Origin of the sequence: Pararhizobium sp. LjRoot235 (genome assembly GCF_964254145.1) — a bacterium.
Taxonomy (GTDB): Bacteria; Pseudomonadota; Alphaproteobacteria; order Rhizobiales; family Rhizobiaceae; genus Pararhizobium.
The window spans coordinates 2,326,214-2,352,072 of the sequence record NZ_CAXUSP020000001.1; the positions used below are offsets into that span (position 1 = coordinate 2,326,214).

General features: G+C 59.5%; 23 protein-coding genes and 4 pseudogenes. 21 read left to right on the forward strand and 6 right to left on the reverse strand.

The genetic code is table 11. From position 1 onward, the window contains the following. Positions 1 to 352: 352 nt before the first annotated feature. The 6 genes from ACSQ2Z_RS11065 to ACSQ2Z_RS11090 all read left to right on the forward strand — a co-directional run bounded on the left by ACSQ2Z_RS11065 (position 353) and on the right by ACSQ2Z_RS11090 (position 8,709). Entirely contained in the window at positions 353 to 3,046 is a 2,694-nt protein-coding gene (locus ACSQ2Z_RS11065) for a cation-translocating P-type ATPase (protein ID WP_436081252.1), read from the forward strand. Between the two features lie 300 nt (positions 3,047 to 3,346). Further along, a complete protein-coding gene (locus ACSQ2Z_RS11070) occupies positions 3,347 to 4,168 on the forward strand; it encodes a universal stress protein (protein ID WP_436081253.1) in 822 nt (273 codons plus the stop codon). 196 nt (positions 4,169 to 4,364) lie between these two features. Next, the gene (locus tag ACSQ2Z_RS11075) at positions 4,365 to 6,515 is read left to right on the forward strand and encodes a copper-transporting P-type ATPase (RefSeq protein WP_436083055.1); all 2,151 of its coding nucleotides are present in this window, start codon (positions 4,365 to 4,367) and stop codon (positions 6,513 to 6,515) included. A 53-nt stretch (positions 6,516 to 6,568) separates the two neighbouring features. Next, positions 6,569 to 7,105 carry an SRPBCC family protein gene (locus tag ACSQ2Z_RS11080; protein WP_436081254.1) on the forward strand — a complete coding sequence of 179 codons (537 nt, stop codon included), beginning with the start codon at positions 6,569 to 6,571 and terminating at the stop codon, positions 7,103 to 7,105. 196 nt (positions 7,106 to 7,301) lie between these two features. Next, a complete protein-coding gene (locus ACSQ2Z_RS11085; RefSeq protein WP_436081255.1) occupies positions 7,302 to 7,724 on the forward strand; it encodes an EF-hand domain-containing protein in 423 nt (140 codons plus the stop codon). A gap of 520 nt (positions 7,725 to 8,244) precedes the next feature. Then, on the forward strand, positions 8,245 to 8,709 hold the full coding sequence (locus tag ACSQ2Z_RS11090) for a hypothetical protein (protein WP_436081256.1): 465 nt from the start codon (positions 8,245 to 8,247) through the stop codon (positions 8,707 to 8,709). A 291-nt stretch (positions 8,710 to 9,000) separates the two neighbouring features. Here ACSQ2Z_RS11090 and ACSQ2Z_RS11095 read toward each other — a convergent pair whose 3' ends face one another. Beyond that, positions 9,001 to 9,966 (reverse strand): helicase-related protein, encoded by a 966-nt coding sequence (locus ACSQ2Z_RS11095; protein ID WP_436081257.1) that lies wholly within the window; start codon positions 9,964 to 9,966, stop codon positions 9,001 to 9,003. A gap of 177 nt (positions 9,967 to 10,143) precedes the next feature. Here ACSQ2Z_RS11095 and ACSQ2Z_RS11100 point away from each other — a divergent pair. Then, a pseudogene (locus ACSQ2Z_RS11100) lies at positions 10,144 to 10,323 on the forward strand (ATP-binding protein); the annotation flags it as partial. Positions 10,324 to 10,355: 32 nt separating this feature from the next. Here the strand turns inward: ACSQ2Z_RS11100 and ACSQ2Z_RS11105 are convergent. Genes ACSQ2Z_RS11105 through ACSQ2Z_RS11115 form a run of 3 tightly spaced genes read right to left on the reverse strand, consistent with a single transcriptional unit; the run spans position 10,356 to position 12,254 of the window. Beyond that, positions 10,356 to 11,021, reverse strand: coding sequence for a hypothetical protein (locus tag ACSQ2Z_RS11105; RefSeq protein ID WP_436081258.1), 666 nt, complete (start codon positions 11,019 to 11,021; stop codon positions 10,356 to 10,358). After that, positions 11,018 to 11,410 carry a hypothetical protein gene (locus tag ACSQ2Z_RS11110; RefSeq protein WP_436081259.1) on the reverse strand — a complete coding sequence of 131 codons (393 nt, stop codon included), beginning with the start codon at positions 11,408 to 11,410 and terminating at the stop codon, positions 11,018 to 11,020. Before ACSQ2Z_RS11110 ends, ACSQ2Z_RS11105 begins: the two co-directional genes overlap by 4 nt. 10 nt (positions 11,411 to 11,420) lie before the next feature. Continuing rightward, entirely contained in the window at positions 11,421 to 12,254 is an 834-nt protein-coding gene (locus tag ACSQ2Z_RS11115) for an SAVED domain-containing protein (RefSeq protein WP_436081260.1), read from the reverse strand. 232 nt (positions 12,255 to 12,486) lie between these two features. Between ACSQ2Z_RS11115 and ACSQ2Z_RS11120 the strand changes: the two genes are divergently transcribed. The 7 genes and pseudogenes from ACSQ2Z_RS11120 (at position 12,487) to ACSQ2Z_RS11150 (ending at position 18,033) form a co-directional block, all read left to right on the forward strand. Further along, on the forward strand, positions 12,487 to 13,320 hold the full coding sequence (locus ACSQ2Z_RS11120) for an IS5-like element ISRm4-1 family transposase (RefSeq protein WP_436080270.1): 834 nt from the start codon (positions 12,487 to 12,489) through the stop codon (positions 13,318 to 13,320). Positions 13,321 to 13,475: 155 nt separating this feature from the next. After that, positions 13,476 to 14,468: pseudogene (locus ACSQ2Z_RS11125) on the forward strand (efflux RND transporter permease subunit); the annotation flags it as partial. Between the two features lie 146 nt (positions 14,469 to 14,614). After that, positions 14,615 to 15,229 (forward strand): TetR/AcrR family transcriptional regulator, encoded by a 615-nt coding sequence (locus tag ACSQ2Z_RS11130; RefSeq protein WP_436081261.1) that lies wholly within the window; start codon positions 14,615 to 14,617, stop codon positions 15,227 to 15,229. Positions 15,230 to 15,325: 96 nt separating this feature from the next. Beyond that, positions 15,326 to 15,676: pseudogene (locus tag ACSQ2Z_RS11135) on the forward strand (SDR family NAD(P)-dependent oxidoreductase); the annotation flags it as partial. 103 nt (positions 15,677 to 15,779) lie between these two features. Then, the gene (locus ACSQ2Z_RS11140) at positions 15,780 to 16,979 is read left to right on the forward strand and encodes an IS256 family transposase (protein WP_436080955.1); all 1,200 of its coding nucleotides are present in this window, start codon (positions 15,780 to 15,782) and stop codon (positions 16,977 to 16,979) included. Positions 16,980 to 17,049: 70 nt separating this feature from the next. Further along, a pseudogene (locus tag ACSQ2Z_RS11145) lies at positions 17,050 to 17,529 on the forward strand (SDR family NAD(P)-dependent oxidoreductase); the annotation flags it as partial. 330 nt (positions 17,530 to 17,859) lie between these two features. Beyond that, entirely contained in the window at positions 17,860 to 18,033 is a 174-nt protein-coding gene (locus ACSQ2Z_RS11150; protein WP_436083056.1) for a zinc-binding dehydrogenase, read from the forward strand. Between the two features lie 63 nt (positions 18,034 to 18,096). Here ACSQ2Z_RS11150 and ACSQ2Z_RS11155 read toward each other — a convergent pair whose 3' ends face one another. Further along, complete coding sequence (locus ACSQ2Z_RS11155) at positions 18,097 to 19,089, reverse strand: LacI family DNA-binding transcriptional regulator (protein ID WP_436081262.1); 993 nt, start codon at positions 19,087 to 19,089, stop codon at positions 18,097 to 18,099. A gap of 211 nt (positions 19,090 to 19,300) precedes the next feature. Between ACSQ2Z_RS11155 and ACSQ2Z_RS11160 the strand changes: the two genes are divergently transcribed. The 7 genes from ACSQ2Z_RS11160 to iolE all read left to right on the forward strand — a co-directional run bounded on the left by ACSQ2Z_RS11160 (position 19,301) and on the right by iolE (position 25,458). After that, entirely contained in the window at positions 19,301 to 20,251 is a 951-nt protein-coding gene (locus ACSQ2Z_RS11160; protein WP_112858084.1) for a sugar ABC transporter substrate-binding protein, read from the forward strand. A gap of 156 nt (positions 20,252 to 20,407) precedes the next feature. After that, positions 20,408 to 21,529, forward strand: coding sequence for an ABC transporter permease (locus ACSQ2Z_RS11165; protein WP_106666621.1), 1,122 nt, complete (start codon positions 20,408 to 20,410; stop codon positions 21,527 to 21,529). Further along, a complete protein-coding gene (locus tag ACSQ2Z_RS11170) occupies positions 21,529 to 22,317 on the forward strand; it encodes an ATP-binding cassette domain-containing protein (protein ID WP_112858082.1) in 789 nt (262 codons plus the stop codon). The genes ACSQ2Z_RS11165 and ACSQ2Z_RS11170 overlap by 1 nt, the downstream gene beginning before the upstream one ends. 24 nt (positions 22,318 to 22,341) lie before the next feature. After that, positions 22,342 to 23,139, forward strand: coding sequence for a TIM barrel protein (locus tag ACSQ2Z_RS11175; RefSeq protein WP_115114386.1), 798 nt, complete (start codon positions 22,342 to 22,344; stop codon positions 23,137 to 23,139). Between the two features lie 31 nt (positions 23,140 to 23,170). Further along, positions 23,171 to 24,190 (forward strand): Gfo/Idh/MocA family oxidoreductase, encoded by a 1,020-nt coding sequence (locus ACSQ2Z_RS11180; protein ID WP_436081263.1) that lies wholly within the window; start codon positions 23,171 to 23,173, stop codon positions 24,188 to 24,190. A 34-nt stretch (positions 24,191 to 24,224) separates the two neighbouring features. Further along, positions 24,225 to 24,509, forward strand: coding sequence for an RpiR family transcriptional regulator (locus ACSQ2Z_RS11185; protein ID WP_115114384.1), 285 nt, complete (start codon positions 24,225 to 24,227; stop codon positions 24,507 to 24,509). A 22-nt stretch (positions 24,510 to 24,531) separates the two neighbouring features. Beyond that, the gene (gene iolE, locus ACSQ2Z_RS11190; protein WP_436081264.1) at positions 24,532 to 25,458 is read left to right on the forward strand and encodes a myo-inosose-2 dehydratase; all 927 of its coding nucleotides are present in this window, start codon (positions 24,532 to 24,534) and stop codon (positions 25,456 to 25,458) included. A gap of 251 nt (positions 25,459 to 25,709) precedes the next feature. Here iolE and ACSQ2Z_RS11195 read toward each other — a convergent pair whose 3' ends face one another. Next, the gene (locus ACSQ2Z_RS11195; protein WP_436081265.1) at positions 25,710 to 25,850 is read right to left on the reverse strand and encodes a hypothetical protein; all 141 of its coding nucleotides are present in this window, start codon (positions 25,848 to 25,850) and stop codon (positions 25,710 to 25,712) included. Between the last annotated feature and the right edge of the window lie 9 nt (positions 25,851 to 25,859).

Consider the following 25,859-nt stretch of genomic DNA (forward strand, 5'->3'; position numbering starts at 1 on the left):
TGAGCTCCTTCTCAGGCTTTGTGTTTCATCGTGGTTCGTGGATTTCATCGGCGCCCATCGTCTTGAATACTCGCGACGACTGCCTTGCCGGGCACACCGAACCACTCGACGGCAGCATCAATGAGAGCCCGTTTGAAGATGAAGATCATTGATGGGAATCAAAGCACCGCTAATTTCCCTTCGGCTGCGATGGCGGCGGCGTATTATAGACCCCGGTAGGAAGGCATCTCGCTGCCGCGTTCGAACCGATTGACGCACGTCAAAGGATGCTCGCGCATGCCGGCTATACTTCGACGGATAACTCTCTTCCTGGCCTGCCGCCAAAGGCAGAAATTTATCGGACGGAGCAACGATGCATTCCGACGTTTCGAATGTTGAAAATGCCGCCCCACTCGGCGCTTCCATTGACAGCGGGCTGAGCGGCCGAGACGCAGACGCGAGGCTAGCGAGATTTGGCCGGAACGTCCTGCCCAAACCGCGATCTCCCTCTTTCTTGGCGACGTTTCTGCGGCAGTTTCGCAGCCCGTTGATCTACATCCTCCTTGCGGCGGCTCTCGTGTCGCTGGCCCTGAGTGACATTAAGGACGCTCTCTTTATTGGCGCCGTCTTGCTCATCAATGGGATTATTGGTGGCGTCCAGGAGCATTCGGCCGGGCGAGCCGCCGCGGCCCTTCGGAAACTGGAGCAGCCGCATGCGACGGTTATCCGTGACGGCCAGCCCCAGGAGATAGATGCGCAACTGCTCGTGCCCGGTGACGTCGTCTCGCTTGATGCAGGCGGGCGGGTACCTGCGGATATCAGCCTGAGGGCCGTGAACGATCTCCTTTGCGACGAATCGCTGCTGACCGGCGAGTCCGCTCCAGTCCGCAAGAAGGCTTCGGCCGGCCAGGACTTGGATGACGGGAGAGACTGCGCCGCCTTTGCGGGCGCGCTCATCACGCGCGGTCGGGGAAGGGGCGTTGTGATCGCGACTGGCGCGGCGACGGAAATCGGCAGGATCGCGGCCGAAGTCGACAAGGCAGACGTCTCGCGCCCGCCCCTGATGATCCGGCTCGAAAGATTCTCGCATATGATTGCCTGGATGGTCGGGCTGGCCGTGGCGCTGCTCATCATCGTGGGGCTCGCACGCGGGATGGCCTTGCATGATCTTTTCATGATGTCCGTCGGCTTGGCCGTCAGCGCGATCCCGGAAGGCCTGCCCGTTGCGATCTCCGTGGCACTGGCCATCAGTATGCGCCGCATGGCGAAAGCGAATGTCATCGTGCGGCAAATGCCGGCAGTCGAATCGCTTGGGTCATGTACCATGATCGCAACCGACAAGACGGGCACGCTGACCCGCAACGAGTTGACCGTGACGGATATTCTCCTGCCGGACGGAACGGAGCTGTCATGCGAGGCGGGCGCGGATCTTGATGCCTGCCGCATTCATGGCCCGGGAGCGACGCCGGATCAGGCGCGTGATATGGCGCTTGCCCTTCTCAAGGCGGCGGCCCTGCCGAACGAAGGCAGGCTCAGGAAAGAAAGCGACGGCTGGAAGGGCGTTGGTGACACCGTCGATGTCGCTCTGCTTGCCGCGGCGCACAAGGCCGGGATCGTGCAGCACGCAATTGAAGAAGACTATCCTCTGCTTGTTCGCATCCCCTATGAGCCGGATCTCAAATATGCCGCGTCCTTTCATCGTCGGGGAAAGAGCGTCCGAATCTTCGTCAAAGGTGCAGCCGAGACACTGATCGACATGGCCGATCGGATGGACGTTGGCGGTCGCGCCGTGCCAATCGACCGCACAACCCTGATCCGGCAGAAGGAGGAGATGGCCGCGCGGGGCCTACGCGTCCTCGCCTTCGCAGAGGGCGAGATCGATGATGAAATCGACCAAGGCTACGGTCATCATCACCTTGTCGATCTGGTTTTCCTCGGTTTGGCCGGCATGCAGGATCCGCTGCGCCCGGAAGTGCCGAAAGCTGTGAGGGACTGCCATGCCGCCGGAATGGAGGTGGCGATGGTGACGGGCGACGACCCCCGCACCGCGGCCGCGATTGCCTCACAGGCGGGATTGATCTTCGGTCCGGACCAGGTGGTGACGGGCGCAGACGTCCGAAGCGCCGAAGAGAGCGGCTCAGAGACGCTTGATGAACTCACTCGGCGGGCGAGGATCTATGCACGCGTATTGCCGACCCAAAAACTGTCGATAGTACTGTCGTTGGCGCGCAATGGGCACTTTGTTGCCGTCACCGGTGATGGCGTCAACGACGCGCCTGCCCTAAGACAGGCTCATGTCGGGGTGGCGATGGGACTTAGGGGCACCGAGGTTGCCAAGGAGAGCGCCGACATCGTTATCACCGACGACAATTTCGCATCGATCGTCGGCGGCGTCCGAGAAGGGCGGGTTGCCTACGCCAATATCCGCAAGGTGATTTTCATGCTGATGTCGACCGGTGCTGCCGAGGTGGTGCTGTTTCTGCTTGCGATACCGCTCGGCCTGCCTATGCCTTTGCTGCCCGTGCAACTGCTCTGGCTCAACCTTGTGACCAACGGCATCCAGGATGTGGCGTTGGCCGGTGAAAGAGCGGAGGGCGACGAGCTTTCCCGTCCACCGCGCCGGCCAAGCGAACCGATCTTCGACCGATTAATGATCCGGCGGATCTGGCAATCCGCGCTCGTCATGGGACTTGGCGGTTTCTTGACTTTCTACTGGTTGCTGCAGCAGGGTTACAGCGAAGCGCAGGCGCGCAATATGCTGCTTTTGCTCTTGGTTCTGTTTGAAAATTTCCAGACCTTCAACAGTCGCTCGGAACGCAGGTCCGTCTTTCCGCTCGGTGTCTTTGCCAATCCATTTTTGGTCGTGAGCGTCGCAGCGGCGCAGGCGCTCCATATTTCGGCCATGTATATTCCCTGGCTGCGAGATACCTTACAACTGGCGCCGATTTCTCCGGGGGAATGGACGGCGCTGCTTCTGGTCGCTTCTTCGGTGCTGGTCGTAATGGAATTCGATAAATGGCGACGGCGGCGCAGCCGGACGGAAGTTTCAACCCGATTATCGGTATGACGGCGCATGTGGGAGCAGCAGGTAGACGGCGAAGTCGACAATACCATAGCTCGGATTTTCGGCGGTATGGCGGCGCTTCGCGCTCTCGTCAAAGTCGCTTGAGACCGACCAGCCGACCGCCAAGGGTAAGTCCAAGCCGGGGGAGGGTCCAATTGTCTCTGACCGCTATTTGCACGTTGCACAAATACCGATCGATATTTGCGTCACTTCAATTGACCCGCATCAATGACGGAAAACTTCGCGTGAATTATTCTCCAGTTAAGCGCATTTGCGGTGCGCTCAGTTTAGGAGTTCTGAGCCATGAAAGCTCAATTTCACCTGCCCCTGATTACCTATCCGGATGCCAGCTCCGACTGGATCATTGAAAACGCACTTGAATTGTCGCGCCACCAGGGGGCCTCGCTGAGTGCTAGTGTTCTGCAGGTGAGAATACCCCGGATATCCCAACCTTTTCCCACGATCGTTGATGTTGAGAAAATGGTCCATGATGCAGAGCAACTTAGCCACGAACGCGGAGCGGCTTTAACGGAAAAGCTCCGAACGCAAGCAAATATAACTCAACAGGACGTGACCGTGGCGCCATTTGAGGCAAAGCAACCCTTCGTCGGCGAACGAGTCGCCCAATTGTCACGGGTGTATGATTTTTCGATACTGGAATTGGTTCCGACAGCCAGGTCGTTGATTGAGAGTGTTCTTTTTGACGGTGGTCGCCCGACGGTTATCTTCCCTGCCGCAAGCTGTTCTGGACGTATCGATACCGTCGCGATCGCATGGGATAGCAGCGCGACTGCCGCGCGAGCACTGACCGGGGCGCGATATTTTTTGGAAAGGTGTTCAAGCGTCATACTCGTGTCCGCCACGGACGACAAACTGATTGACGAAGACATCCGCGACCGTTTGGCAGAAACACTCAGCAGGAGTGGTCTAAGAGTGGAGGTCGTAACCCTCGAAGCAAATGGGGACTGTGCCGCCGCTGCCATTCAATTGGCAGCAACGGAGAAGCATGCCGACTTGTTGGTGGCCGGAGCCTTTGGCCACTCGAGGCTGCGTGAATTCATTCTCGGCGGCGTCACTCGTTCATTCCTAACAAACCTTTCAATACCCGTTCTCATGTCACACTAGACCGTACAGGAAACGCCTCGCAGAAACTGATTGGGTCAACTTCTTTATCCAGGCCGATGCTGGGTACGACGGAGATCAGCACTTGCGCTTCTCCAGTCGCTCGGAGACTCAGGGGACAACGTCCATGACTGATCACGGCACTCATGCAAGCCATGCCGGCCACAACGGTCATCATCCTGACCGACAGGCTCAGCTCATGGTCGATGCGACCGACAAGCCGGAGGCACTGCGGGAGGTAGTCTACACCTGTCCGATGCACCCGCAGGTCCGTCAGATCGGCCCCGGCACCTGCCCGATATGCGGGATGGCGCTTGAGCCTGTCGTGACGACCATCGAGATCGGTCCGAGCTTCGAACTAACCCAGATGACCCGAAGGTTCTGGATCGGCCTCGTCCTCACGCTCCCCGTTCTTGCACTCGAAATGGGCGGCCACCTCACCAACTTGCACATGCTCGTCAGCGCGCAGGCGTCGAACTGGATTCAGTTCGTGCTGGCGACACCCGTCGTGCTCTGGGCGGGCTCCCCGTTCTTCGATCGGGCCTGGGGCTCTCTCGTCAACCGCAGTCTCAACATGTTCACGCTGATCGCGATGGGAACGGGCGTCGCCTGGGCCTACAGCGTCGTCGCCACGGCAGCCCCAGGCATCTTCCCCGCCACATTCCGCGGCGCCGACGGTTCGGTCGCGATCTACTTCGAGGCGGCCGCAGTCATCACAGTGCTGGTGCTGCTCGGGCAGGTCCTGGAGCTGCGCGCGCGGGAACAGACCGGCGGCGCCATCCGTGCTCTCCTCGACCTTGCGCCCAAAACGGCCCGCCGTGTGAGAGCTGACGGCTCTGATGAGGACGTAGCCCTCGGCAGCGTTGCGGTCGGTGATCGGCTGCGCGTCCGTCCAGGCGAGAAGGTTCCGGTCGATGGCGAGTTGATCGAAGGGCGCAGTTCGGTCGACGAATCCATGATCACCGGCGAGTCGATGCCGGTCACTAAAGAAGCGGGTGCCACACTGATCGGCGGCACTCTCAACCGGAGCGGCGGCTTCGTCATGCGGGCGGGCAAGGTAGGGCGCGACACGATGCTGGCGCAGATCGTGCGCATGGTGGCCGAGGCTCAGCGTTCGCGTGCACCCATTCAGCGTCTCGCCGATCAGGTGTCGGGCTGGTTCGTCCCGGTGGTCATTCTAGTCGCGATCGTTGCCTTCGCGGTCTGGGCAGTGTGGGGGCCCGACCCGCGCTTCGCCCATGGTGTCGTGGCAGCCGTCGCGGTGCTCATCATCGCCTGTCCCTGCGCGCTTGGTCTCGCGACGCCGATGTCAATCATGGTGGGCGTCGGCCGTGGTGCAGGAATGGGCGTCCTGATCAAGAATGCCGAAGCGCTGGAGCGTTTCGAGAGGATCGACACTTTGGTCGTCGACAAGACGGGCACCCTTACGGAGGGAAAGCCCAAGCTCACTGCGCTGAAGGTCATCGGGGACGTCGGCGAGGCCGAACTCCTGCGGTTGGCGGCGACGCTGGAGCGAGCCAGCGAACATCCGCTTGCCACCGCAATTGTCGAAGCTGCGCAGGAAAGGGGGCTAACCCTTGGTGAAGCAAGCGACTTCGACAGCCCGATTGGCAAGGGCGTGACGGGCATCGTTGAAGGAAGGAACTTGGTGATCGGCAGCCACCGGATCATGGCTGAGGCTGAGGTTGATTTTTCTACGTTCATGAAGGAAGCCGAAGCGCTTCGCGCCGAGGGTGCGACCGTGATTTACGTCGCCATCGACGGTAAGGTCGGCGGCCTCCTCGCTATCGCCGATCCTATCAAGACGACGACACGGGCGGCCCTCCGCGCACCGCGGGAGGCCAGCATCCGCGTCGTCATGCTTACCGGCGACAACAGGACAACGGCAGAGGCGGTGGCACGCAGGTTGGGCATCGAGGAGGTCGAGGCCGAGATCGTGCCGGAGGATAAGGCCAAGGTCGTCGCGCGACTTCGGGGAGAGGGGCGCGTCGTTGCCATGGCGGGCGACGGCGTTAACGACGCGCCGGCACTTGCTGCCGCCGATGTGGGGATCGCTATGGGAACGGGGACCGATGTCGCGATTGAGAGCGCTGGGGTGACACTGCTGAAGGGCGATCTTCAGGGGATCGCGCGGGCCTGCCGGCTCAGCCACGCAACGATGAGCAACATCCGCCAGAATCTGTTCTTCGCCTTCATCTACAATGCGGCAGGGGTCCCGATCGCGGCTGGTGTGCTCTATCCGGCCTTTGGGCTGTTGCTCTCACCGATCATCGCGGCCGCGGCGATGACGCTGTCCTCGGTCAGCGTCGTCGGCAACGCTTTGCGGCTTCGCCATTCGCCGCTGGACTAGCAGCATGCCACGGCAGAAACTATGCGTGACGTTTGCGGCCTTGGGGGTTTGTCATGAGCCTTTATCCTCACTCTGCCGACTCCATCGGCTCGGTCGCCGCTCCGGTCGAAACCGTATTCGAGTTCCTCGATGATCACTCGAACCTGTCTAGGCACATGGGAAAGTCGTCCTGGATGATGCTGGGGACGAGCATGGACATCTATATGGACAGCAGGCGAACGCGGGCCGTCGGCTCCAGGTTCGGTTTTCGAGGTCGTATCCTCGGAATTCCCTTGTGGGTGGACGAAGTGGTCACGATCCGGGATCCGCCCATTCGAAAGATTTGGGAGGCGATCGGCGAACTGCATCTTTGGGTCATTGGCCGCTACAAGATGGGGTTCGAGCTCACAGCGGAGCCGGGTGGTACTACCCTGCGCGTCTTTATCGAATACGAGCGCCCTGTGGACGGCTTCCCAAGGCTGATGGGCATCCTTCTTGGCGGGACTTACGCCCGCTGGTGCACCCGTCAGATGGTTACCGATGCACAGAAGCATTTCGGAGGACCAACTGCGCCGGGTGCGCCCCCAACCGGAGGTACAGCCAGGAAATAGCGTGGTGGCGAGAAGTCTCGTGCCGTGTGCCAGACGTCATCTCAGGGCGATGCCTTGGATCGCTTGATCTGGCGCAATGCGTAGTTTCGTCCTCAGCGTATCATCGAAATAGGTGAGGCAAAATCGGAGGAGAACACAACCGAGTCAAAGCCAAGACTATCGACGACGTAGAAATCACGTTAAGAAGGAGAACGAAATGACATCGGCCAACTTGACGCGCGGAGTTATTGTCTTCGCGCTAATTGCCATCGGTTCGACATCCGGTGTCGGTGCGCAGACAGGCGATACAGATCCACATCATCCTGAGGCAAATTCCGGCCAGGCGACGCAAACGCCCGATGCTAACGGTGACGCGGGGCAAGACCAAGGAACACAGTTTGGTCAGCCCGGCATGATGGGCCGGAACATGATGCATTCCGGTATGATGGGCGGAATGCCCATGGGCGCAATGCGCGGGCACATGATGAAGATCATATTCGCAATCGCGGATGCCGATGGGGATGGCGCGCTTTCGTTCGAGGAAGTATCCACCATCCATAAGAGAATCTTCGACAAGGTGGACGCCGACAAAAACGCCAAGGTCACACCCGAGGAAATGCGGGCGTTTATGGGTGAGTAGCGCGTGGAACTCTTCCCAGTTGCCGCGAAATGGCGGCGTCGGGTCCGATTCCGGCCGCTGACTGGGGCTCAAAAATTGCCCCTATGTCGTGACGCTCCGCATTTTCGGCTTGATGCCAAAGGTCGCTACGCCGGATCTCAATCTGGGTCATCGATCTAACACTCGCAGTGCGCCCTAACCTGGGTCTGCGTTCTATAGTCAGTGAGTCTTGGGACCGAGCGGCTGATAGGACCTGTGCATCTAAGGCTTGACGCATTCCTCAGCGAGCCATAGTCGGCAATTGGGTCGCCTTGGACGCGACTCGATGTGGCCGCAACCTTGGCGAGGGGCATCTATGGCGCGAGACGACTTCACCCGACCTGTCATAGACAGGCTGTCGCGGAGGGCGGGCATGAGATGCTCGTGTCCGGATTGCAGGCTCCCTACCGCTGGTCCAGATGGCGATGGCGGTGTCACGAACACGGGCGTTGCCGCCCATATATCGGCGGCTTCCCCCGGCGGGCCACGGTATGACCCGGACATGGCATCCGAGGTAAGGAGCGATATCTCTAACGGCATCTGGCTTTGCCAGACCCATGCAAAGCTGATCGACGACGACGAATTCACCTACACGCCGGCTGTTTTGCGTGACTGGAAGGAAACCGCCGAGCACATGGCGGCGCTGGAGGCGAAAGGATTCGCGATCCGGCGCGCGAGCCCATTCCCGGACATCGAGAAGAAGGTGCCGAAGCTCGTGGCGGAGATGCGCGAGGATCTGCGAGGTCAACCTCTTGTCCGGAAATTCATACTGTTGTCGAGAAAGGTTAGCTACAATGGCAGCGAGGTCCCATACTTCGTGTACTACCTTGAAGACCACGAATACCTGCAGTCGATCATGACCATCATGGAGCATAGCAAGGCCATCTACGACGTGGCGTTCAACAGGGTGCCTCGGTACCACTTCCCCGAAGAGTTTGTCGCGTACCTCATCGGGCCTGACGCCTGATTCTCTCGGAAACGCCAACTGGGGCTACCATTCTCGTGACGGCGGTTTGCATGAAAGCCGACAAGCCAGCGCTATCTCGCTGCGGACGCACTATGCCATCGCGGCCGACGGGATCGTCAGACGCGACCCGAGTGGCGCGGTGTATCGTCTGCTGGCGCTGCCCACATCTCACAGCGCCGGGAAGGGGCGGCGATCGACCCTGAAGACGCGCGGATGACCGAATTGGGTGTCGCTCGTGAAGTAGATCATCGTAGTGAAATGGTGCGTCCGATGGCAACGCAAGATCAGATCCTAGCCGCCGACCCTCTTCGCGAACACCGAGGTCACATGGTCCGGAAGCGTCTCGTGCTGCCGATCCAGCGCAACGCAGGCATCGCAGCAGTACCTGAAGCGTCGAGGTGCGCTTTCTTTGCTGAAAGCCCAATTCAGGATCCGCATGCCGAGGCTCTGGCGCGAAATCACCTTCGGGCCTTCGAAGTATTCAATGAGACCCATCCGGAAGCAGTCCTTCGAGCCGAGGAGCGCGGTCAGATCCTCGATCTGCGAGAATCGCTGCCGCAGCATCGAGCGCGCCGCGAATTCGTCTAGTCCCGAACCGTTGGCGGTCTTTTCCGCCATGAACCGCAAGAGGCCGACATCTCGTCCGGCTCCACGCCCGCTCTCTGTGAACGTCACCGCGACGGACTGTTTGCCGTCGCGTCCCACACGACCGAACTCCTGCAAGTAGTCCTCGACGGACGCGGGCTGTTGCCAATGGACCGCCAGACGGACATCAGGGACATCCAGGCCCATGCCGAAGGCGTTCGTGCAGATGATATGGTTCACGACAGGACGACTTTCTCCCTGGAACCGCTTCAGCAATTCCTGCCGTTCCCACTCGTTGCCAAGCTTTGAGTGGTAGAATGGAATTTCGAGGCCGTTGTTGCGTAGGTCTGCCTGCAGTTCCTGAGCTATGCGAGCCGTCGGAACGAAGATCATCGCCTTCCTCGCGGCAAACACTGGAAGCCGGAGGAGTGCGGCGATCTCGTTATGTCGTGCGGACGGAGCGGTTGCCCAGCGGATCAAGGCGATATTCGGTCGGTCTACGCCGCGAACGAACACTTCGGCGTCTTCGATCCCGAGCGACGAGAGGATCCGCTTCTGCATCGCCTGGCCCGCGGTCGCTGTGAAGGCGAGGACGGGCGGCGAACCAAGATTCTTCCGGACTTCGCCGAGGCGACCGTACTCCGGGCGGAAGTCACGGCCCCACGCATCCACGCAATGGGCTTCGTCAACGACGAGGTATTCCGGACGGCTCTCGGTCAGCGCCTTTCGTTCATCCCGGCTCCGGACGAAAAAGCGAAGCGGATTTCTTTCTCCTCAGCGCTGAGAGCGCTGTTCACAAAGGTCGCCGGGATCTTCTTCCGGAGAAGACCGGAGACCTGATCGCTCATCAGCGTCTTCGGCGACGCCAAGATGACGACTGCGCTGCTCGACCGGCTCACCCACCACTGCCACATCCTCGAAACCGGAAACGACAGCTTCCGCTTCAAGAACAGCTCAGCGCATGAACCCAAAAAAACGAAGGAGAAACGTAGGGACTTGACCACCACAGCCGACAAGAACAATACCTAAAAGACGGGTCAATTCTCGGTGGAAACGCCGGGTCAGTTCCTAGCGGAAATCAACAGCAGGCCGTTCCGAAGCCGCTCGATGTCTACAGCGAAGGCGCGCAGCTCGTCTATGAAGATGCGCTGTGACCTCAAATCTTCCGGCCACCGGTCGGTAAGGACGTCGTACGGGTTGCAGGCGGGATTGAACGCCTCGTAGGTCTTCCCTCTGGCTTCGGCAATCTCGAGAGCCGAGACCAAGCAGCCGACCTGATGAAGAAGTTCTTCAGATAGGCTTGAAGTCCTGTTCGCGTTCATAGCGACAGAGTGCGCCAGAACGACTGACGGGGGTAGGCGTCGGCCACCATGCCTTGCGTCGTAGGCAAGGTTTCTCCAGCGCTTGATGAGCTGAAGCGCGATGACGGCACGGGACTTGCGATATGCCGGATCCTGATTGGGAACCGGTTCAGCATCCGAAACCGCCTTCGCGAAACGGAATCTTTCGTAGTCCAAGGACTGTCGTTCGAAGAACTGGCCGAACGCCGCTTCCGGCGGCGTCTTCTTGAGAAACCATTCTGCGAACCCCCAAGGGTTGCCTATCAGTCGATCCTTGTCGAAGCCGATTGCGGTCTTCTTGGAATGGAAGGTGAAGCTCGACCGCTCCTCGAGAGCCGGGAAGAGGACAGCAGGGGTCACGTCGAGATGCATGCCGTCGTACTTCACCGAACGCAGCGGCTCTTCCGTTCGGTCCCATAGTACCGCGAACCGGGTTCGCCTCGAATCGCGGTATGGAGCGTGGAAAGAACATGCTCTGGATCCGTATCCGGATGCATGCTCACCTGGACCATGGCGTCGATGTCGAAGTCGGCGTCTTCCGCATGACGTGCAGTGGTTGCGCCGATCGAAAAACCACCTTGAGCATAGAAGGATTCAATGAGGCCCGAGAGGGGACTGTCCGCGCGTTCCAGCCAATCGTGGACAGTGTGGTAATGACCGACGGCCAGGCGATGATCGGTTGGCGTGAGCTGAATTCGAATCGCGATGTCCGCGAGAAGGACATCGAGCGGGCTGAAGGTCGCGATCTCGCGAAGGACCGGATCCGTATAGTTCATCAGACGGCTCCTATAGTTGATGAATGATGTCGAGCGTCTGGCGGAACCCGCCCAGCACGCGGTTGTGGTCATATATCCGCATCGGCAAATGGGCCTTCGGCATCCAGACCCGGCCCAGCTCCACCGCTGCGGAGACGGGAACCGCAGGGAACACATGTATCATGTCCGCGTTGCCGTGCCTGTCCTTGATGGCTTCAAGAATATGCCGGACTTCTTTCCGCCACAGCGCGAGGTCGCTCGGGGTTCGGAGTATGTCGTTGTGGGCGCCCTTTGCGGAAAGCGACCAGATAGAGGCGTCGTCGCCGAGAACCGCTGTTACACGGTCGTCGCCAATCGCACCGCTGACGTCCAGCTTCAGAGCGACGGCGCTGCCGTTCTTCGCCGGCTCCCCGCGGATGAGTTCCATTTGTCCAGGAGCCGGGTTCCATGCCCAACCTTTCGGTTCACGAAGAAGCTGGCGGACGTGGGCTTCTGAAATATCGGATATTAGCCGACCCAGCTCGATCAGGAGCGGCATAGGGGCTAGGCCAAAGACCGCCAGTCGGTTGATCTCGTTTCGCTCGATTCTGCCCCTCACGCGCTCTTGGTACTTCTCTCGAAGGAGCCGCTGATGCAGCGGCCAGTAGCTGGGGTCGCTGTCGGGAATTCCAAGATCGGGAACGTCCAGATCAATCATCCCATTTCGGACAGGATAGAACTCAGGGAGCAGGGCCTCTTTGACGGCATCGGCATTCACCGGAGATTCGTTCTTACCAATGCCGGCCGCAAACCGGATTACATGGCAGCCACGGTCACGGGCGATCGATGTCACAGCTTCGATCCGGTCTTCGTGCTCGACCTTCATGTCTCTCAGGAGATCTTCTGGGTATTCCCGCCATGTCGCCCTGCCATCAATGAGCCTGTGATGCGGATCGCAGAGCAGCATTAGGTTCGAAGGGTCGCTAGAAAGCTTGGGCGATAAAACTTCATCACCTCGCGGACCGCCGGGCGCATCTGAGAGGCTGCCTCAAAAAGATTTGAGTGATTTCAGTCAGTTGTGATTCCGTCGGATTTGCAAAGATTCGATGGAGATCACGATGGCCTGGACTGAAACCACCCGGCGCAATTATGTCCGGCGGACGAGCGGATATGCAAGCGATGTCACGGATCGGGAATGGGATTTTGTTGCGCCGTTCATGCCTGCGCCACGGCGTCTGGGCCGTCCGCGCAAGACTGATTTGCGCGATGTTTTAAACGCCCTTCTCTATATCGCTTCGACAGGCTGCCAGTGGCGGATGCTGCCGAAGGACTTTCCGCCCTGTTCGACGGTGCAGCGGTATTTCTATGAATGGCGGGCAATGGGTCTTTGGCCACGGATCAACCATCACCTCGTCATGGAGGCGCGGGAACTGGAGGGGAAAGAAGCCTCGCCGACAGCAGGCGTGATCGACAGCCAAAGCGTTAAAACGACTGAAAGCGGTGGTATCCGTGGCTTTGATGCTGGGAAGAAGATCAAGGGCCGCAAGCGCCACATCATTGTAGACACGCTCGGGCTGATGGTCGGCCTCATGGTGCACAGCGCCGATATCCAGGATCGCGACGGCGCTCCCGATCTCCTGAAATCCGTCAAAAACCGGTGGCCGTGGTTGCTTCATGTCTTCGCTGATGGCGGCTATGCGGGCGACAAGCTCAAAAAGCGGCTACAGAAAATCGGGAAATGGACACTCGAAATCATCAAACGTTCCGACAAGGCCAAGGGTTTTGAAATCCTGCCGCGCCGCTGGGTCGTCGAGCGGACCTTCGCCTGGCTGGGGCGATGCCGCAGGCTGGCCAAGGACTTCGAAAAATCCGTCGCTTCAGCAGAAGCGTGGATAACCATCGCCCACATCCGCATGCTCACAAGACGCCTTGCAAGATATGGATATCGTTGAAGCCTTTTCGAGTCCGACTCTGAGACAATGTGCGCAATATAGGCCGTGTTGAGGTCGTCTCTTCCCGTGAGCAGGTCGCCTATCAAGGCTTTGTTGCACCCGCGGAACTGGCACCGGCCGGCGGCACGCGCCCACACGATTGCTTTGACATTCTGCCGGTGCTGCGATTTGTCCCCGATCAGGAGCGGCTCAATCTGATCGGTCTTTCACCATCGGAAGCGGCCCAGCAGATGCAGTTGCTGCTGAGTGGCATCCCTGTCACCCAAGTTCGTGACAACATCCGCAACGTACCCGTCGTAGCACGAAGCGCCGGCGATAACCGTCTCGATCCGTCACGGCTTGCCGACTTTTCACTAATGAGCAGGAACGGCCGTCAGGTTCCGCTCGATCAGATCGGCCATTCCGAGATCCGCTTCGAGGAACCGATCCTGAAACGTCGCGATCGGATGCCAGTGATCACGATCAGGTCCGATATCAACGAGGCGACGCAGCCTCCAGAGGTTTCGCAGCAGGTCATGAAGGCCCTCCAGCCGCTGATCGCATCGCTCCCCGTGGGATACCGCATCGAGATGGGCGGGAACATCGAGGAGTCCTTGAAGGCCAATGTCGCGCTGGTTCAAGTCTTCCCGCTGATGATCGCGGCCACGTTGATCGTCATCATCCTGCAGGTTCGCAGTCTGTCGACGATGACGATGGTGATGCTGACTGCACCGCTTGGCCTCGCCGGAGTAGTGCCGACCTTGCTCCTGTTCAATCAGCCGTTCGGCTTCAACGCCATTCTCGGATTGATAGGATTGGCAGGCATCCTCATGCGCAACACGCTGATCCTGACAGAGCAGATCAAGGAAAACCAGGCCGCCGGTCTTGATGATTATCATGCGGTCATCGAAGCGACCGTGCAGAGGACACGCCCTGTCATCCTGACCGCGCTCGCGGCCGTCCTGGCCTTCATCCCTTTGACCCATTCGGTCTTCTGGGGATCGATGGCCTATACGCTGATTGGTGGTACGGCGGCGGGCACCGTGATGATCCTGCTCTTCCTTCCGGCCCTGTATGCCGTGTGGTTCCGGATCAAGCCTCCGAAGGAAAGTAGTCTTCGGGAAGTGACTTACGCACACGAACCTCCAAGGGCGATTGCGGCGGAGTAGATGGCCCGTGATCAAGACTCCCCATCTATTTTTAGCGGCGGATCTCAATTCAACAAGAGGTCGTGGAGACCAGGAACATGGTGAAAATCGGGGAAGCGCGGGGATGTGGTCGAGCCATTGAAAGAGAATGCTTGAGTGGAGGTGACATGGATAGTCCGACACCTACAGGGATCGATGTCTGTCTTTTCCGGGAGCGAATACTGGATGTGGCGGAAGAGCACTTTCGCCGCATTGGTCACCAAAAAACGTCAGTGGACGACATGGCAGTCCACCTCGGGGTGAGCCGCGCGAACATCTATCGCTTTTTTCCTTCGAGGTCAGCGATCAACAAGTCGGTCTGTGGCCGTTTCCTTAATCGAACAATCCTGTTTGGGGAAGCGATCGCAGATGTGCCAGGGCCAGCCCGGGCAAAGCTTGTAGCCCTTTTGCACGCCCTCCATCGCGAAAGAAAGAGCACGTTCATGCGACTGAAGCCGATCCACGATCTGATCACCGCCGCAACGTACGAGAACTGGGCTGTCAACCGAGCACATAACGAACAGCTAGTGGGACTGACTGAAGCGATCGTAAGGGAGGGTATTGAAGCAGGCGAGTTTGGGGTCAAGGACTCCATCCAGGCCGCGCGCAGCGTGGTGAAGTCGTTCATGCCATTCTACCATCCCGTTCTCATAGAGCAGGGCGTCCGGAGCTGTGAAGATACAGAGGCGGGCCTTTTAGCTCAGACCAGCTTCATCGCCGCAGCGCTCAGCGCGTCACCCTAGGATTCCCGCGGCGGCAGTTTCCAAATTCCAACAGACTCTGATCCCGCATTTTCATTCATTCGTCTTGCGACCAATCAGCTAACTCCAGGAGCATTTATGTCAAATCGAAAAGTTGTCGTGATTACGGGAGCATCATCGGGAATTGGTGAAGCGTCGGCCCGTCTTCTGTCGCAGAATGGATTCCAGGTCTTCGGGGGCGCTCGCGACCTCAGCCGCGCGCCTGCGATACCCGGTGTCCGCTTCGGAACTGTAGACGTCACCGATGAAACTTCAGTCTCCCAATTCGTTGAATGGGTTCTGTCCGAAGCCGGCAGGATAGATGTGCTCGTTAACAATGCGGGCGTCTCGCTTGTGGGCCCCATCGAAAATACATCGACTTCTGAAGCTCAATCGGTGTTCGACACCAACCTGTTTGGGCCTTTGCGTATGATTCGCGCGGCACTGCCGATCGTGTCCCATCAGGTGGTGTAGGTCCTGAGGTTTAGGCGGCCATCAGTGTTTTCCATTTAGGGTCGGGTTGTTCAAGACCAACCTGATGGAAAGATCACCGATGACCAATGACATGATGAACGTGCGTTCGCTTGTTGAAAAGAGCGCCGATGCGGATTTGTTACGCGAGATGATTGGCTTTGCGGCCGAGCGGTTGATGGAGCTGGAGGTTGGCGGCGCGACCGGTGCTGGTTTCGGTGAGAAGAGCCCGATGCGGCTCGCCCAGCGCAACGGCTACCGTGACCGGGACTGGGAGACGCGGGCCGGAACCGTCGAGCTGCGCATTCCTAAGTTGCGCAAGGGCAGCTACTTCCCAAGCTTTCTAGAGCCGCGTCGAATGGCGGAGAAGGCTCTGACGGCCGTCATTCAGGAAGCCTATATTCAAGGCATCTCGACGCGCTCGGTTGATGATCTGGTCAAAGCCATGGGCATGAGCGGCATCTCCAAGAGCCAGGTATCGCGGCTATGCGAGGAGATCGACGTCAAGGTGAAGGCGTTCCTCGACAGGCCGATTGAAGGTGACTGGCCATACATCTGGATCGATGCCACCTATCTGAAGGTCCGCCGCGGCGGGCGCATCGTTTCCGTCGCCGTCATCATCGCCGTCGGCGTCAACAGCGACGGGCGGCGTGAGGTCCTTGGTATGGAAGTCGGCACGTCCGAAGCCGAGCCGATCTGGACAGAGTTCCTGCGCCGGCTGACCCGCCGAGGATTGCGTGGCGTGAAGCTTGTCGTCTCCGATGCGCATGAAGGCCTCAAGGCGGCTGTCACCAAGGTTCTCAATGCCACCTGGCAAAGATGCCGGGTCCACTTCATGAGGAACGTCCTGGCACATGCCGGAAAGAGCGGCAGGCGCGTCGTATCCGCCTTCATCGCAACGGCCTTCGCCCAGGAGACCTCGGAGGCAGCCAGCGCTCAATGGCGCAGCGTCGCCGATCAGATCAGGCCGAAAGTTCCAAAGCTCGCCACCATCATGGACAATGCCGAAGAGGATGTGCTCGCCTACATGACCTTCCCGAAAGAGCACCGGGCAAAGCTGCATTCGACGAATCCAATCGAGCGTCTCAACGGCGAAATCAAGCGCCGCACCGAGGTCGTTGGCATCTTTCCGAATGACGAAGCCATCGTCCGCCTCGTCGGCGCATTGCTGCTCGAACAGAATGACGAATGGGCCGTCCAACGCGCCCGGTACCTGACACTTGAGACCATGGCGCAAATGAGCGATGATCCGCAAATCAGTCTGCCCGCTGTGGCCCGCTGATATCCCTCCGGCCCTATGTCGGAAAGCACGGCCTTCAGCCGCGACCTACACCACCTCCAGGGACACGATCGCACTGCCTTCGATGCGTGCTGCGCGAAGCGGGATCATCATCAACATGAGTTCCGTGCTCGGCTTCCTGCCAGCACCATTTATGGGCATCTACGCGAGCAGCAAGCACGCGCTTGAAGGCTTGTCCGAATCCTTGGATCATGAAATCCGGGAGTACAACGTGCGCGTCGTCCTCATCGAGCCAACGTTCACAAACACCAACCTTGACGTTAACGCAAAGCACACTGGTTCCCCCCTCGGAGTCTATGCGTCTCAGGCCATGGCAACAACCAAAACGATCGAGGCACAGATAAAGGCGGCACCGTCTCCTGAGATCGTTGCCAACCAGATTCTGGCAGCAATCAATGGACCTTACCGTATGAGGCAACCGGCCGGCGGACAGGCAAAGTTGCTAAGCCGGCTGCGCAGGTTTCTGCCGGCACCGGCGGTTGATAGGAGTTTACGGAAAACATTCGGCTTCAACAGGCGGCCTCAATCCTAGATGTCAGCGAACTTCCCGACAAGTCGGCGCGTAGCTCTGTCAAGTCAAGCGTTGATGTAGGAGCGCGAAGAAATCCAAGACTTTGGCGGAGGAAAGCCGCATCGACTTCCAGGGCGCAGACTGCGCACATCCAGGAGACGGTCATCGGAACTTTTCCCGTCCATGAGAGCTGCCGCGGCATGATCGTAGTCTCTGTTCACCTTGATAGCCGAAGAGCAGGACAAGCGTCGCGAGGAGGAGACGAGCGAGAGCGGCTGCAGCTTCTACGGCGCCGCAACAAACCGCGTCCCATTCCGGCATTGCGAAGCCGGATGCGGCCAGTCCCAGCGCGTGGGCTGGCCTATCGTAGCAAGCCGCCGCGATCAGCAGGACTACGTGGCCGCGCTCAATACCGCGGATATTCGACCCATTGTGGATCGAACTTTCGCTTTCGCGCAGTTGCCGGAAGCTTTCCGATACCAAGCGAGTGGCGCCCATTTCGGCAAGATCTGCGTCAAGTGGTGATTCCGCGGGTAAGATTGACGGAAGCCGCGCGGAGGACAGACAAAGTAGCCTTGGCATTCGAGACTAGGTCGAGGCACGCACCACAAGCCGACCTCCAATATTGACGGTGATCTTTTCCCGCTGGCCGAGGAGCATCTCAATTACCGCATCGACCATCTCGGATACGGGCTGCTCATAGGTTGTCAGGCCATAGGACGGCGACGCTGCGAATGCGGCGTTGTCGAACCCGACGACGGCTATATCTTCCGGAACTCTCAACTTGAACTCGCTGCGGATGACGTCGAGCGCGCCGAAAGCCAGAGCGTCATTCTCGCACATGAGGACATCAACACGGTCTGTCGCGGGCGTCTTCTCGAGATAGCGGCGCGCAGCTTCGGCGCCGGCATCGACGCTGTAGCGATCCGCCGCGATTTCCAGCAAGTCGGTGTCGCGTTCACGCCTCCAGAATTCTTTGAAGTTCCGGCGACGGCCGAGAGCCGTCGAGAGGGTTCGCGGCCCACACATGAAGCCCGGTCGATGATAGCCACGCTCCAGGAGGTGCTTGCCAATTTCCGCGATGGCAACGTCGGTGTCGCATGAAACCGCCGGTACGCCCTCGATTTGGCTGTCGCGGGCGAGCACGAACATCGGAGCGCTCCCCCCGCCGAGCTTCCGGTCGTTGAGGGTCTCGTCGCGAAACGCCGTTCCGAGCAGAATGATCGCGTCGACCTGGCGCTGCTCCGCATTCAGGATGGCGTGAATATGGTTGTAGTGGTCATTAATGTTGACGAGGATCGCGACCAGACCTTTGGCCTGCAGCGCGGCGGTTAGTGTCTCCAGAAACGGAAGTTTGTGCGGGTTGCCGAAGTCGTCGACGAGGACCGCGACCTGATGCGTCAGATTGGTGGCCAGGCTTCGCGCCAGAAGATTGGGGCGGTAATTGAGCTTCTCGGCGGCGGCCAGGACCTTGGCCTTGCTCACCTCGGTAATGGAAGAGCCCGGCGTAAACGCACGGATCACCGTCCACTTCGAGACTCCAGCCTCGATGGCCACGTGCTGAGCCGTTGCGCGCTTCATACAAACTCCCTCCCTGCTTCAGAACGTTTATTCCATTTTTTCCGGAATGCGAAATGACCAGTTGATTTTTCTGCACAGCAATCTTATAACGCATCTCGTTTGCTACCGGTAGCAAAAACTATGCACCCGGTAGCAAGTAGGGAGGAAGCGCCGTCTCGGCGCTCGTTGGTTCTCGCGCTTTGGGCGTGGGACAGTTTTGGAGGAGTTTGTAATGAAGTCATTTCTTCGCAGAATCGTGCTCGGTGTCGCAGTTGTTGGAGCGCTCGGCGCTGCTGCAGGTTCGGCACTCGCTCAGGAGGTTTCCATCATCGCCGTGACCCACGGCCAGGCCTCCGATCCATTCTGGTCGATCGTCAAGAACGGCATGATGCAGGCTGGCAAGGACAGCAACGTCAAAGTCGACTATCGAGCCCCTGAAACATTCGACATGGTCGCCATGTCCCAGTTGATCGAAGCCGCGGTCAACCAGAACCCTGCCGGCATCGTCATCTCCAATCCGGATCCGGATGCGCTCGGCCCGGCTATTGAAAAGGCCGTGGCTGCTGGCATTCCGGTAATTTCCATGAATTCCGGCATCGCTGCGGCTTCGAAGCTGGGGATCAAACTTCATGTCGGTCAGGAAGAGCTTTCGGCCGGCAAGACCGTTGGGGAGCGCCTCGCCGGGTTGGGTTTGAAGCATGTTCTCTGCGTCAACCAGGAAGTCGGCAACGCGGCGCTCGATCAGCGCTGCCAGGGTGTTACCGAAGGTTTTGCTGGCGGCAAGGTTACGGTCCTGCCGACCTCTGCCGATCCGGCCGAGATTGAAGCCAAAATCCAGGCGGCTTTGACGTCCGATACGTCGATCGACCTTGTCCTCGGGCTATCGGCCCCGTTGGTCGGCGAGCGCGCTGTCGCCGTCGTTGAGAAGATGGGCAATGGCGACAAGGTAAAGGTCGCATCCTACGATCTGTCGGCAAGCTTCCTGCAGGCTGTTGCCGACGGCAAGGCACTCTTTGCAGTCGATCAGCAGCCTTACCTTCAGGGCTATCTGCCGGTCACCTTCCTGGCGCTCAATTCCCGATACGGCACGATCCCGGCGGGAAATGTTGCATCTGGCCCGAGCTTTGTGACGCAGGAGACGGCCGCGCAGGTCATCGAGAAATCCGCCCAGGGCATCCGCTAACGCGGGTCCGCGGCGCCCTCCGCACCAGGATGCGGAGGGCGTACACTCTTTCAGTTCCATAACGGCTTGCAGTTGAGTGCCCTTTTCGTCCGGGACCGTCCGACATCTGAAGGTAGCACCCGCAATGCCCCGGATATCAGTTCAAAGGATATCGACATGTCCATTGTGGCAGATGACAAAATCAAGAAGACCCCCGCAGACGAACGGTTGAAAAAGGCGTCGGTCGCCACGACGCTGCTTCGTCGGCCAGAACTCGGAGCGGTGGCAGGACTGGTACTCGTAACGGTCTTCTTTCTCTTGACCGCCAATCCTTCAATGTTCACGCTCGCCGGCATCATGAACTTCATGGCCCCGGCCGCTCAACTTGGCATCCTCGCGGTCGGCGCGTCTCTTCTGATGATTGGTGGTGAATACGATCTCTCGATCGGCTCCATGGTTGCGTTTGCGGGCCTGGTGTTCGGCGCTGCCCTCGTTGTCTGGCAGGTTCCGTTGAGCGTGGCGATTCTTATCGCCATCCTCATGGCCGTGGTCATCGGGGTTGTGAATTCCCAGATCGTTATCAAGACCGGACTGCCTTCTTTTATTGTAACACTGGCGTTTCTCTTCATCCTTCGCGGCCTCACGCTTGTCGGCCTCAAGTGGGCAAGCGGGGGTGCCACCCAGCTTCGGGGTATGAAGGAAGCCGCCGCCGGTAGCCCGCTTACATCGATCTTTTCCGGCGATGCGTTTCAAGGACTGTTCGCGTGGCTCGCCTCGAACGATCTGATCGCGAAGTTTCCGAATGGTACCCCACAGGTGTCCGGCATTCCGGTCGAAATCCTCTGGTTCATCGTGATCGCGCTGCTGGCCACATGGGTTCTTTTGAGAACACGATTCGGCAACTGGATTTTCGCCGTCGGCGGCGACGAACGCGCTGCGCGCAAGTCCGGTGTGCCTGTGGTGCGGGTTAAGACCGTCCTGTTCATCATCACCGCCCTTTGCGCAACGCTTGTCGCCGTCTTGACTGTGCTCGACGCCGGATCGACCGACGCGCGGCGGGGATTCCAGAAGGAGTTTGAGGCCATCATTGCGGCCGTCATCGGCGGGTGCCTGCTGACGGGTGGGTATGGCTCTGCGATCGGCGCATTCTTGGGCTCGATCGTCTTCGGGATGGTGCTGATCGGCCTGACCTACACATCGATCGATCAGGATTGGTATCTCGTCTTCCTGGGTGGAATGCTGCTGGTCGCCGTCATGTTCAACAATGTGATCCGCAAACGCGTGACGGGAGAACGCTGATGTCCTCGATTGATACTCCCCTGGTCGAAGTCAGGAACCTTACCAAGCACTTCGGATCAGTCATCGCACTGAATGGCATTTCCATGGTGGTCAAGCCGAGAGAGGTGCTTTGCCTTCTTGGTGACAACGGCGCGGGCAAGAGCACTCTCATCAACACGCTTGCGGGCGTTCACCAGCCGACATCGGGTGACTTTATCGTCGGCGGCAAGTCGACGACATTCTACAGCCCCCGCGATGCGCTCGATGCCGGCATAGCCACGGTCTACCAGGACCTCGCCATGATCCCGCTTATGTCGATCACGCGAAATTTCTTCATGGGTCGCGAGCCGATGGTGGGATTTGGCCCGTTCAAGCGCATGGACATGAAGTTCGCGGACGAGGTGACACGCGACGAGATGCACAAGATCGGCATCGATATCCGCGATCCGCAGCAGGCGGTCGGCACGCTGTCAGGAGGAGAGCGCCAATGCGTCGCCATCGCCCGTGCGGTCTACTTCGGAGCCAAGGTTCTCATTCTTGACGAGCCGACATCGGCCCTCGGCGTGGCCCAGACATCGATGGTGCTCAAATACGTCAACCAGGTTCGCAATAGCGGCCTCGGCGTCATCTTCATCACCCACAACGTCCGCCATGCCTTCGCCGTCGGCAATCGCTTTACCGTTTTGAATCGCGGCAAGACCCTCGGTACCTACGAGAAAGGTGCGATCTCCATCGACGAACTGCAGAACCTCATGGCCGGGGGCAAGGAACTGCAAGTGCTCTCCGACGAACTCGGCGGCACGATTTAAATTCGAACGCATCAGGAAGAAATCATGACAACGATGACCAAATCGTCGCCGTTCACGCTCGCCGTCTGCGCTGAAATGGTGTTCCGCTCCTTGCCCGTAATCAATCGCCTGAAGCGGCTCACAGAGCTCGGCTTCCAGGCCGAAATCTGGGACTGGACGAAGCACGACATCGCAGCAATTGCCAGGTCCGGTGCCACGTTCTCGTCAATGACCGGATATGTGACCGGCACCTTGGCGGACGACGCAGGCGCGGACGAACTTCTGCGCACGGCGCGCCTCTCCATTCCCGTCGCCAAGGAGCTCAATTGCCCGCGCCTCAATCTGCACGGTACGGGCCTCGACGGGCAAGGCCTGCCTGTCGTGAAGTCCGAGGTCGTCACGGGAGCCATGTGGCTGAAAGCCGTCGATACCTTGAAACGCATCGCGGACCTTGGAGAAGAGGAAGGCGTCACCTTCGTTCTCGAAAACCTCAACGAGGCGGTGGATCACCCGAAGACGCCGTTTGCAAAGGCGGCAGACACGATCGCTCTGGTTTCAGCCGTCAACCGGCCTTCCCTCAAGCTCAATCTCGACCTGTACCACGCGCAGATTGGCGAAGGTAACCTGATCGAGCTTTGCCGCACGGCGCTTCCCCACATCGGCGAAATCCAAGTCGCCGACGTACCCGGCCGCAGGGAACCGGGCACGGGCGAGATCAACTACCCGGCAATTGCCGTCGCGCTCGACGCGATGGGCTACCGCGGAACGATCGGCATGGAAGCATGGCCGGAGAGCGACGATGAACTCGCGCTCACCCGCTTCCGCAACGCCTTCTCCATTTGATCAGACGCACCACATTCTTCAGGAGCATTCCATGTCCATCAATCGTCCCGTCAACATCGGCCTCATCGGCGCAGGCCGCATCGGTTCTTTCCACGCCCAAAGCGTCGCCCGCCGGTTGGTGGATGCCAATCTCGTCGCCATCGCCGACCCGGCACCCGGAGCAGCCGAAAAGCTCGCCGCCGAACTCGGCGCGCCGAACGCCTACACGAGCGTGTCCGAGCTGCTCGCCAATCGCGACATCGACGGCGTTGTCATCGCGACCCCGGCGCGGTTCCACACCAATATCGTCGTCGAAGCCGCCGAAGCCGGAAAGGCGGTGTTCTGCGAAAAGCCGATGGCCTTGACGCTGGAGGATGCCGATCGCGCGATTGCCGCTGCCAGGGCGGGCAAGGTGCCGCTGCAGGTCGGTTTCAACCGCCGCTGGGATCAGGCCTTCGCCGAGGGGCGCGCAGCGATCGATGACGGAAAGATCGGGAGCCCTCAGTTGATCCGGTCACTGACCCGCGACCCCGGTCCGTTTGATGCTGACCCCGCCAAAATTCCGCAGTGGACGATCTTCTACGAAACGCTGATCCACGATTTCGACACGCTGCTTTGGCTAAACCCAGGCGCCAAGCCGGTCGAGGTGACGGCCGTCGCCGATGCGCTGGTCCGGCCGGACTTCGCCGACAAGGGTTTCCATGACACTGCGGTCGTCACGGTCCGATTTGACAATGGATCGATCGCTGTCGCGGAAGCCAATTTCTGCGCCATGTACGGCTACGACATCCGTGGCGAGGTCTTTGGTTCCGGCGGCATGGTGACCATGGGAGACGTGCGTCGTTCCAGCATGACCCTGTTCGACAAGAAAGGCGTGTCGAATGACACCTGGCGGCGCGACACAGATCACTTCGTCCACGGCTACACCGCCCAGCTCGCCGCATTCGTGGAGGCGATCAGGACCGGCGAGGTTACCGGTCCGACTGGCGAGGACGCCCGCAACGCTCTCGCCATCGCGCTCGCCTGCGTCGGCTCGGTTTCGGAGCGCAAGACCGTCAAGCTGATCAACTAATATAAGTTGCCTGGCCGCAAGGGAGTGCCGAAACATGCGCAAGCACATGCGCGCCTTGAATTGTCCGCCTTCGAGTTTTGAGGCGTTGAAGCTGGCGATCGCGTCCCGGCAGGTCATCTTTCCTCTTCGCGTCGAAAATGTCGCGAAGAGGGTTCTCGAAAAACCGGAGCTCATGGCGTTCGAGAGCACGTCTTCGATTGCCGAAGATTGCGGCGTATCCGCGGCGACCGTTGCGCGATTTGTAACGCATATCGGGTTCCGCGACGTTGCGGAGGCGCGCGGCATTTTCCGCGCCGAGCTTTGCCGCCGTTTCGGCTGAAACTTTAAGTAGGAGAGAACAGGTGACAGATTCGACCGAATCGAAGCTTCCGCCGGGCGTTTCGCTGGGCGTAAGCCCACTATCCTGGACGAACGACGTTCTTGAAGACCTGGGCGACAACATCCCGCTCGAGACCTGTCTCGAAGAGGCACGTTCGGCAGGCTACGCGGGTGTGGAACTCGGTCGAAAGTTTCCACGCGATGCCACTGTGCTTGGTCCAATCCTTGAACGTCATGATCTACGTCTAGCGTCGGGTTGGTATTCGGGCTTCCTTGCCGATCGAGACGTCGATCTCGAGCTCAGCCAAGTCCACGCGCACGCTTCCCTGCTCAGAGAAATGGGAGCGAAGGTCATGGTCTACGGTGAATGCGGCCGCATGTATCCCGAAGAGCCACTCGACGCGCCGATGTCGAAACGCTTGACCTTGGCACCGACGGAGATCGTTCCCTACGCCGCCAAACTTACCGCCTTTTCCAGAAGGCTCAAAGACGCCTATGGGCTGACGCTCGCCTACCATCATCACCTGATGATGGTGGCGGAAACCTTCGAGGAAATCAGCGCCATCTTCGACGCCGCAGGCCCGGAGGTGGGACTGCTGTTGGACACGGGCCACGCTCGCGCCGCGGAGTTCGATTTCGTCCGCCTCATCAAGCGTTTCGCTGATCGGATTGTTCACATTCACCTCAAGGACGTGAGAGCTGAGGTCCTGGCGAGGGTTCGGGATGGCGACATGAGCTTCAACGATGGCGTCCGGGCCGGCATGTTTACGGTTCCGGGCGATGGCGACGTGGATTTCGATCCTGTGTTCCAGTTTGTCCGCAAAGGCGGTTACAAGGGTTGGATTGTTGTCGAAGCCGAACAGGACCCGAGTATTGCTCCGCCCAAACCTGCTGTCGGCCGAGCGCATCGCTACCTGTCAGGAAGGCTCTTGCTCCGAAACGAGCGCTGAGGTGAGTTGCAACCGATCCGTCGTCGTGTCTGCCTGATCTCCGTCTCCTACTGACGCAAGGCGGCTTCGCGAATTTCCAATCGGTTGGGTGGCATTTCCCGCACCGACGCTTCGGATGTCTGCTTTTCGAGTTGGCTTCCCTAGCAGCGGAACGTCCGCTGTCGTGAAGAGTTTCGGGCGCCGGCAGGCGTACGAAAGTCCCCGAGGAAGGAACCCGCGGTCCACAGGCGATGGCGATGGCTATGGGGATTTCAGATTTCCGCCAGTGGCGTCGGTGGCGCGAGCGCCGTCAGGAAGGACCAGGTGGATGGGGACAGACGATTTTGTTGTGCCCTTGCGCCGTGTTGTTGGCACGTCGCGCGGCGGGACGCGCCTGCTTCAATGTCGATCATCGGCATAGA

Coding starts and splice junctions, on each gene's coding strand:
- ACSQ2Z_RS11170 (WP_112858082.1), top strand. CDS start 21,529: ATGTCCTCGATTGATACTCCCCTGGTCGAAGTCAGGAACCTTACCAAG.
- ACSQ2Z_RS11085 (WP_436081255.1), top strand. CDS start 7,302: ATGACATCGGCCAACTTGACGCGCGGAGTTATTGTCTTCGCGCTAATT.
- ACSQ2Z_RS11075 (WP_436083055.1), top strand. CDS start 4,365: ATGGTCGATGCGACCGACAAGCCGGAGGCACTGCGGGAGGTAGTCTAC.
- ACSQ2Z_RS11160 (WP_112858084.1), top strand. CDS start 19,301: ATGAAGTCATTTCTTCGCAGAATCGTGCTCGGTGTCGCAGTTGTTGGA.
- ACSQ2Z_RS11165 (WP_106666621.1), top strand. CDS start 20,408: ATGTCCATTGTGGCAGATGACAAAATCAAGAAGACCCCCGCAGACGAA.
- ACSQ2Z_RS11080 (WP_436081254.1), top strand. CDS start 6,569: ATGAGCCTTTATCCTCACTCTGCCGACTCCATCGGCTCGGTCGCCGCT.
- ACSQ2Z_RS11065 (WP_436081252.1), top strand. CDS start 353: ATGCATTCCGACGTTTCGAATGTTGAAAATGCCGCCCCACTCGGCGCT.
- ACSQ2Z_RS11070 (WP_436081253.1), top strand. CDS start 3,347: ATGAAAGCTCAATTTCACCTGCCCCTGATTACCTATCCGGATGCCAGC.
- ACSQ2Z_RS11155 (WP_436081262.1), bottom strand. CDS start 19,089: ATGAAGCGCGCAACGGCTCAGCACGTGGCCATCGAGGCTGGAGTCTCG.
- ACSQ2Z_RS11130 (WP_436081261.1), top strand. CDS start 14,615: ATGGATAGTCCGACACCTACAGGGATCGATGTCTGTCTTTTCCGGGAG.
- ACSQ2Z_RS11175 (WP_115114386.1), top strand. CDS start 22,342: ATGACAACGATGACCAAATCGTCGCCGTTCACGCTCGCCGTCTGCGCT.
- ACSQ2Z_RS11185 (WP_115114384.1), top strand. CDS start 24,225: ATGCGCAAGCACATGCGCGCCTTGAATTGTCCGCCTTCGAGTTTTGAG.
- ACSQ2Z_RS11115 (WP_436081260.1), bottom strand. CDS start 12,254: ATGAAGGTCGAGCACGAAGACCGGATCGAAGCTGTGACATCGATCGCC.
- ACSQ2Z_RS11180 (WP_436081263.1), top strand. CDS start 23,171: ATGTCCATCAATCGTCCCGTCAACATCGGCCTCATCGGCGCAGGCCGC.
- ACSQ2Z_RS11195 (WP_436081265.1), bottom strand. CDS start 25,850: ATGATCGACATTGAAGCAGGCGCGTCCCGCCGCGCGACGTGCCAACAA.
- ACSQ2Z_RS11140 (WP_436080955.1), top strand. CDS start 15,780: ATGACCAATGACATGATGAACGTGCGTTCGCTTGTTGAAAAGAGCGCC.
- ACSQ2Z_RS11090 (WP_436081256.1), top strand. CDS start 8,245: ATGGCATCCGAGGTAAGGAGCGATATCTCTAACGGCATCTGGCTTTGC.
- ACSQ2Z_RS11110 (WP_436081259.1), bottom strand. CDS start 11,410: ATGAACTATACGGATCCGGTCCTTCGCGAGATCGCGACCTTCAGCCCG.
- ACSQ2Z_RS11120 (WP_436080270.1), top strand. CDS start 12,487: ATGGCCTGGACTGAAACCACCCGGCGCAATTATGTCCGGCGGACGAGC.